The sequence below is a fragment of the Roseivivax halodurans JCM 10272 genome, from assembly GCF_000521785.1.
GTDB lineage: Bacteria > Pseudomonadota > Alphaproteobacteria > Rhodobacterales > Rhodobacteraceae > Roseivivax > Roseivivax halodurans.
In genome coordinates this window covers 1-7,422 of the sequence record NZ_JALZ01000071.1, presented here as the reverse complement: position 1 = coordinate 7,422, position 7,422 = coordinate 1, and the positions used below count along the sequence as shown (strand labels likewise).

Below are 7,422 nucleotides of genomic sequence, written 5' to 3'. Positions count from 1 at the left end.
CCCCCCGCCGCTACTGGCTCGCGGCGATCTGCCTTGCCGCGCTCGCGATCCTCAACATCGTGGTGGCCGGACAGCCCTGGGGCGTGGTCTACGGCCTCGGCCTGTGGACCGCGAAGGGCGCGAGCGCGCTCGGCGCGGATCTCTCGGCCTCGTCCTTCTGGGGCACCGCGGCCAATTCCGAGCGGGTGGCGCAATCGCTGCTGACCGACGTGACCTCGCTGACCAATCTCGGCATCGTCGGCGGCGCCTTCCTCGTCGCCGCGTGGCGCTCGGGCCTCTCGAAGGACCTGCCGGACCTGCCCGCGCGGGCCTGGGTCGCAACGGTGATCGCGGGGTTCCTGCTGGGCTATTCCTCGCGGCTCGCCTTCGGCTGCAATGTGGGCGCGTTCTTCTCCGGCATCTCGACCGGCAGCCTGCACGGCTGGGCGTGGTTCGCCGCGGCCTTCGGCGGTGCGTTCTACGGCATCAAGCTGCGCCCGTGGCTCGGGCTGGAGGCACGCTCATGACGCGCAGGACCATCGCCGGAGGGGCGCTGCTTGCGCTCGCCGCGCTGACCGTGGCGGATCTTGCGGGCAGCGAGACGCCCGACATCTACGCCCAGCCGCCGCTTCTCGCGCTCGGCTCGGGGCAGGCCTCGGGCGGGGCGCATTGCGCCGCGCTGCCCTCGGGGGCGTCGCGTTAGGCCTCAGTGCCGGACGGCGTCCGAGAAGACGTTGATCACGATCACGCCCGCGACGATCAGGAGCAATCCGAGGATCGCGGGCGTGTCGAGCCGCTCTCCGTACCAGAGCCAGGCGACGGCGGTGATCAGCACGACGCCCAATCCCGACCAGATCGCGTAGACGACGCCCGTGGGCATGACGCGGATCGGGTAGGACAGGAACCAGAACGCCAGAGCGTAGCCGACGACCGTCACCACCGACGGCCAGAACCGGCTGAAGCTGTCCGAGCGGGCAAGGGCCGTGGTCGCGATGACCTCGGCGCAGATCGCGGCGGCCAGGATGGCGTAGGTGGCAAGGCTCGGCATGGGCGGGACTCCGTAAGGGGACCGCCCTGCCCTAGCCCGGAGCGCGCGCGGGGTCCATCCGCGCGCGCCTGACGCTCAGAGCGCGTCGCCGAGATAGCCGACGAGACCGTCCCAGGATTGCCGGTCCGCCTCGAGGACGTAATCGTCCGAGCCCCAGACCGTGAAGGAATGGCGCGCACCGCCGAAGATCCGCGCGTCGTGCTCGACGCCCGCCTCCTGCATCGCGTTCAGCGTCATCGCCATGGCATCCATGCCCGAGACCGGGTCGGCGGAGCCGTGAAACATCATGACCGGCGCGGTCACGCCCGAGTAATCCTGTCCCTCGGGCAGGTCGAGCCCAGCATGGAAGGTGGCGAAGGCGTCCATCTCGGCGCCCGCCCGCGCCGCCTCGAGCACCGCGGCGCCACCGAAGCAATATCCCATCATCGCCATCGGCCCGCCTGCACCGTCCAGCTCGCGCGCCGCCTCGATCGAGCCCATGAGCCGCGCGCGGAACTCCTCGCGATCCTCGTAGAGCGCTCCCGAGAGACGGCGGTTGTCCTCGACCGATTGCGGCTCCTCGTCCGCGCCGTAGACGTCGATGGCGAAGGCGGTGTAGCCGAGCGCCGCCAGCATGTCGGCGCGCTTCATCTCGTACTCGGTGAGCCCGTCCCAGTCGTGCACGATGAGCACCGTGCCGAGCGGCTCCTCGAGCCCGCTCTGGCGCGCGACGTAGCCTTCGTATTCGCGGTCGCCGACGGTGTAGCTATGCGCCTCGCCCGTGATCTCGGCTGCCGCAATCACGGGACACGCGAGGGCTGCAAGGCCGAATGCAAGTGCAGTCTTCATCGTGGGAACTCCTCTCTCCTGTCAGGTCTGCGCCAGAGATAGGGCACCCCGCGGGCGACCGGATCACGAAGAGGTCAGAAGGACGACGTTCCTCAGCCCGGGATCTTCGTCCGAATGGGAGCGTCGGGCGCGGCGTGCAGGCGTGTCTTCCGCAAGACGCGGGGCCTCAGGGGCCGACCGACAGCGAGCTCGGCGGCTCCGGCTCGTCGTCGGCTTCGGCGGAGAGGAACCGGCCGAGACCGTGAAGGGCGGGAACGTTGTCGCAGAGGACCTTGAGGAAGACGAGGATGGGGACCGCCATCAGGGCGCCAGCGATCGACCAGAGGAACGACCAGAAGGCGACCGCGATGAACACCGCGACCGTGTTGATCCTCAACCTGCGGCCGACGACCGTCGGGGTGACGATCTGGCCTTCGAGCGCCGTACAGGCGAAGTAGGCGAGCGGCGGCAGAAGGGCCGTCCCCATCGAGGGGAAGGTGGCGAGAGAGACAATGCCGACGATTGTGATCCCGCCCAGCGAGCCGATATAGGGCAGGAAGTTCAGCACGGCCGCCAGCACGCCCCAGAGCAGCGGCGTCGGCATGCCGAGGAGCCACATCGCGATCCCGACCGCCACGCCGAGCCCTGCATTGATCAGGGTGATCGTGAGCAGGTAGCGCGAGATCTCTCCCTCGATGTCGCGGACCGTCCGCAGCGCCCGCTTCTTGTCGGTGAGGCTGCCGAAGGACTTCACGATCTGCTCGGCGAAGTGGTTGCCGCTGGCGAGCAGGAAGAGGGTCAGAATGATCACGATGACCGTCGTGGTCATGATCGAGAGGGCCGATCCCGCCACCTGCGAGAGGATGCCCGGCTGCTGCACGGTCACCTGCTGGATACCCCCGCCGCCGCTCGTGGCGCTGTCGACCTGTTCGGCGACATCGGTGACGGTGGTGATCGGGGCGCGGATCCGCTCGTATTTCTCGTGGACCTCCGCCATCATCCTCGGGGCGTCCTCGACGAGGTCGAAGAAGGGCGTTCCGAGAGCGGCGAAGGCTCCCGCGACGCCGAGGCCGAAGAAGAGAACCACCAGGCCGGCGGCGATCCCCTCGCTCAGTCCCCGGCGATTGAGGCTGCGCACCAGCGGCGACAGGGTCATCGTGATGAGCAGCGCAAGGATCACCGGCATGAAGAAGGCCGCCGCGGCGTAGAAGGCGCCGCCCACCAGGATGATCAGGATGCCCGCCATGAGGCGGTTGGTGCGCCGCACCACACCCAAGAGCTCGGGTTCGTCCTGGTCGGGAGAGGTCTGCGTCGGCGCGAGGGGGCCGGACGGGAGCGCAGAACCCCCACCGGCGTCAGAAGTAGAAGGCATGGACATTCCGGCACCTTGAAGCGCAACGCTGCAGACGAACCTGACGCGGCGCCAAATGTTCCGCCGCCCGCGTCGGGACGTCAATGGCCCGGGCGGCGGCGATTCCCCGCGCGATTGACAAAAAGCGCCGGAACCCGCCGCCGGCGGGCACGTCCGGAACAAGCGGATGCACCTGGGGTTGCCGTGGGGCGACCTACGCGGATCGCCGAGATCACGGACATGGGTAAGGCCTTCCGAACCCTCCCGCCAGAGAGCTCTGGCGGTGAGCCTGCCATGGTGTCTGCGTTTCGGGCCGGTCCGCACCGGGTGGTGTCGACGCCTCGGAGAGGCATCGGTGACATCAGCTCAGCGAGAGAGGACAGCATGTCCGAGATCTACAGAGACCATCGAGACGTCCGCCGCGAAACCGGCGACGACATGAAGCGCTCGGCCGAACGGCTGGGTGAAGATGCCCGCGGCGCTGCCGAGGACATGACCGCTCGGCTGCAGGAGGAGGCGATGCACCAGACCGAGCGCGCGAAGACCGGCGCCGCCTCGGAGATGTCGGGCATCGCCAGCGCGCTGCGCAAGGCGGCGGAGGAGATGCGCAGCGGATCGCCGCAGGAGCGGACCTTCGGCCAGATCGCCGAGAGCCTCGCGGGCGCGTCCGATGCGCTGCGCGACCGCGATCTGGGCGAGATCGCCGGCGACGTGAGCGCCTTTGCCCGCCGGAACCCGATCGGATTTCTCGGGGGCGCCGCTCTCGCGGGATTCGCCGCGACCCGGTTCGCCCAGGCCTCGTCGCGGCCGCGCCCCGAGCGGGGAAGCGCACATCCGGACGAGGCACGGACCGCGACCTACGACGAGCCCTCGGCGCATGCCCGGGCGAACGCGCCGACCGCAGCGACGCCCGGCGCGGCAGCCCCCGGACCCGCGCCCCGACCCGCAGAACCCAAGACGCAGGGAGATCACTGATGTCCAGCACCGACACCCAGAGCACGGACGGCGCGCGCCGCCAGATCCGCGATACCGGAACGCTTCTCAGCGACGCGGTCCGGCAGGTGATCGCGCTCGTTCGCGGAGAGATGGACCTCTTCCGCGCCGAGCTCGACCAGAACGTCAAGAAGGCGGGCACCGCGGTCGGACTTCTCGTCGGCGGCATAGTGATGCTGCTCGTTGCGCTGAACGTCCTCGCCGGAGCGGCGGTCAGCGCCATCGCCGAGATGGGCCTCGCGCCCGGATGGTCGGCGCTGATCGTGGGCGGAGCGCTTCTGATCCTCGCCGCCATTCTCGTCCAGATCGGCCAAAGCAACCTCAAGCTGGCCTCGCTGGCGCCGACACGCACCCGGAAGAACCTCGAGCGAGACCGCGAGACGGTCGCAAAGGAACTGAGCAATGAGTGACATCCGCACCCCCGACGAGATCGAGCGCGAGCTCGAAGCGAACCGCGAAGGTCTGCAGAACACGCTGCGCGCTCTCGAGAGCACCTTCAGCCCCGATACCATCTTCCGGAGCATCACCGACGGCGTCAGCCGCCACGGCGGCGATTTCGGCAAGTCGGCTATGGATGCGGCGAAGGGCAATCCGCTGGCGCTCGGATTGACGGCGGTCGGCCTCGGCTGGCTCATGTTCGGCAAGGGCCCCTCCGCCGACCGTCTCGACCGCGAGGCGCGGCAGGCGATGCAGGGAGGAACGGACCGCGGATCCTCTGCCGGCGCCTCAGCGGCGACCGGGACCGAACACTCGGCAAGCCAGCGCGCCCGGGCGGGATGGTATCGCCCGGGGACCCATCCGGCATCGAGCGGCGCCCATTCGGCACGGGACAAGGCCGCGCAGTCCGCGGGTCGCGTGCGTGACCGCTCCTCCGACATGGCGCGGAGCCTTTCGGAAGGCACCGAGAAGATGAACGCCGACGCCCGCGAGCGCATCGTCGCCGCGCGGGAACGGGCGATCCTCGCGGGAGAGGGCATCGAGCGGACGGCTCGCCGTGGTGCGCAGCGCGGGGCCGATTTCTTCGAGGAGAACCCGCTTGTGGCCGGTGCCCTTGCGCTCGCCGCCGGCGCCCTCGTCGCGGGCAGCCTGCCGCATACGGAGATCGAGGACGAGCATCTCGGCCCGACCAGCGACCAGCTCTACGACGACGCCGAACGGCTCTTCGAGGAGGAACGCGGCAAAATCGAGCGCATCGCCGGGGCCGCGGCCGAGGAGGCGCGCACCATCGGCAACGAGGTGCGCGCCGGAGCGGACGAGGCGAGCCGTCATCTCAAGGACGAGGCGGATCGCAACTCGCCCGGCGAGGGCAATGCCGCCGACGCCGCCGTGGACAAGACCGAGGAGGCGGCCGAGCGGATCGCCAAAGCCGCCGAACGTCAGGCCAAGACCGAGAATTTCGGCCCGAACCGCGGCTGATCGGAGCGGCACGATCACGCAAAACCGGTCCGCGCCTTCAGGTGCGGACCGGTTATGTCATGGCGGGGATCTAGTGTTTCTTAGATCCTCGGCCGTTCCCGCCTGACGAGAGATGACGATGCTCTCCGGTCCAGCCGGTTTCGGCGGCATTCACCGATGCACGCTCGACGATCAGCGCCCTGTCCGGAATTGCCCACCTGTGGGCGCGCGCCTTGCGACCGGGCCGACCTTCGGTCAGCGGGAGCAGGATTTGCGCTCCGGGTGACGAAGCCTCCGCAACTGCACCCACACATCGCAGTTATGTCTTAACGGTGTTCGAGGCCTGTGCCAGTGTGGCCGGATCATGAAACGGGGCCGGAGCGATACCTTGTGGGACCTGAACTGATTGCGGAAACGGACGACGAGGGTAGTGTGCTCTGGGTCTGGATCATGGAGCCCGGGGCGCGGCGTCCGCGGCCGGTGCGGGATCTCGCGGCGGCACGGCATGTCCTGACCGAGAAGAGCTGCCATGGAGCCGACGCCGTGGGGCGGTGGTTTGCCGAGCGAACCTTGGCGGGAGTGGCCTCTCCTCGCGGATGAAGCCCCTCTCCGCCATAGACTTGTCACTGGATCATACGCCTCCGCCTGTGCCACTCGCACCGCTCTTCGGGCCGGTATGGCCGTCACCCCTCAAACGGATCCCTGTTCGAAACCCCTCGATGACGTCCCACATGTCCCTCTGGATCGCCGGCGACCCGCGCCCGGCCTTCGACGGCGCCCGTTTCGGCAAGGACCGGCTGCTTCAGCGCGAGGAGCCGGTCGGAACGCCGGCGGCAATCTACGACACGTTCGACGGCCAGCTCGCCACGTCCGGCCGTCTGCTCCTTTCGGAAGGCGACAGCCTGGTCCTGCTCGGCGGCGAAGAGCCTCTCCGCCAAACCGGAGCTGCGCCGGGATTTGTCGCCGACATGGAGCCCGGGCCCGTGCGCGATGCGCTGGCCGCGACGGTTTCGCCGCTGCGCCGACTGAGTGCGCTCGGCGAGGTCACGCTGCTGCGCCAGAAGCTGGCCCTGCTCGACGATCTCGAGAAGACGCTGGTGCGCTGCGATCTCGTGGTCATCGACGGTGGAGGGGGCCGCGAGGCCGCATTCCTCAGCGCGACCGCCCTTCGCGGCTACGACAAGGCCTCGGCCCGGCTCTCGCAGGGCCTCGGCGCAATGGAGGGTATCGGCAGGCTCGACGCGCGGGGAGCGGTCGCCGCGCTTTTCCCGGACGCCGCCCGGCAGGTGCTGAAACCCGATATCGAGATGACCGCGCGCACCACCGCCTTCCGGGCCGCGACCGATATCATTGAGGCGCATCTCGACCTCGCGGGAGCGCACGAGGCTGGCGCCATCGCGGATATCGACAGCGAGTTCCTGCACCAGTACCGCGTGGCGCTGCGCAAGGTCCGGTCGGTGATCTCGCTCTTCAAGGGCGTCAATTCGCCCGAGGAGACCGAGGATCTGAAGGCGCGGTTCGGCGCGCTGATGGCCGAGACCGGCCCGCTGCGCGACCTCGACGTCTATCTGATCGCACGCGAGAGCTATCTCGATCTGGTGCCCGAGCCCCTGAGACCGGGCCTCGAGCTGCTCTTCGAGGACATCGCGGCGGAGCGGGAACGGGCCCAGGCGGAGCTCGCGCGGCATCTCGGGAGCGATGCCTATGAGCGCGAGATGCGCCGCCTGCAGAAACGTATCGCCAAGGGCGGCAAGAAGCTTGCCAAGGGCCCGGAAGCCGACCGTCCGGCCCGCGACCTCGCGCAGCGGCTGATCTGGAAGCGGTATCGCAAGGTCTGCGCGATTGCCCG

The 7,422-nt window shown here is 69.2% G+C and carries 9 protein-coding genes; 6 read left to right on the top strand and 3 right to left on the bottom strand.

Annotation, left to right across the window (positions count from 1 at the left end):
• Both OCH239_RS20730 and OCH239_RS20725 read left to right on the top strand, forming a co-directional pair.
• The coding region (locus OCH239_RS20730) for a YeeE/YedE thiosulfate transporter family protein (RefSeq protein ID WP_037267223.1) at positions 1-506 on the top strand (506 nt) is incomplete at its 5' end.
• Entirely contained in the window at positions 503-682 is a 180-nt protein-coding gene (locus tag OCH239_RS20725; RefSeq protein WP_037267222.1) for a hypothetical protein, read from the top strand. The genes OCH239_RS20730 and OCH239_RS20725, both read left to right, overlap by 4 nt.
• Positions 683-685: 3 nt before the next feature.
• Here the strand turns inward: OCH239_RS20725 and OCH239_RS20720 are convergent, their stop codons facing one another.
• The 3 genes from OCH239_RS20720 to OCH239_RS20710 all read right to left on the bottom strand — a co-directional run bounded on the left by OCH239_RS20720 (position 686) and on the right by OCH239_RS20710 (position 3,206).
• Positions 686-1,027: a DMT family transporter gene (locus OCH239_RS20720; protein ID WP_037267220.1), complete on the bottom strand. Its 342-nt coding sequence runs from the start codon at positions 1,025-1,027 to the stop codon at positions 686-688.
• 75 nt (positions 1,028-1,102) lie between these two features.
• Positions 1,103-1,855, bottom strand: a complete 753-nt coding sequence (locus tag OCH239_RS20715) for a dienelactone hydrolase family protein (protein WP_037267218.1) — start codon at positions 1,853-1,855, stop codon at positions 1,103-1,105.
• Positions 1,856-2,021: 166 nt separating this feature from the next.
• A complete protein-coding gene (locus OCH239_RS20710) occupies positions 2,022-3,206 on the bottom strand; it encodes an AI-2E family transporter (RefSeq protein WP_162150042.1) in 1,185 nt (394 codons plus the stop codon).
• A 363-nt stretch (positions 3,207-3,569) separates the two neighbouring features.
• On the opposite strand from OCH239_RS20710, the gene OCH239_RS23415 reads away from it, so the two are divergent.
• From OCH239_RS23415 to OCH239_RS20690, 4 genes are all read left to right on the top strand, one after another.
• Positions 3,570-4,160, top strand: coding sequence for a hypothetical protein (locus OCH239_RS23415; RefSeq protein ID WP_084782756.1), 591 nt, complete (start codon positions 3,570-3,572; stop codon positions 4,158-4,160).
• Positions 4,160-4,588 (top strand): phage holin family protein, encoded by a 429-nt coding sequence (locus OCH239_RS20700; RefSeq protein ID WP_051489696.1) that lies wholly within the window; start codon positions 4,160-4,162, stop codon positions 4,586-4,588. The genes OCH239_RS23415 and OCH239_RS20700 overlap by 1 nt, the downstream gene beginning before the upstream one ends.
• Entirely contained in the window at positions 4,581-5,594 is a 1,014-nt protein-coding gene (locus OCH239_RS21920) for a DUF3618 domain-containing protein (RefSeq protein WP_051489695.1), read from the top strand. The genes OCH239_RS20700 and OCH239_RS21920 overlap by 8 nt, the downstream gene beginning before the upstream one ends.
• A 710-nt stretch (positions 5,595-6,304) precedes the next feature.
• The coding region (locus OCH239_RS20690) for a CHAD domain-containing protein (protein ID WP_051489694.1) at positions 6,305-7,422 on the top strand (1,118 nt) is incomplete at its 3' end.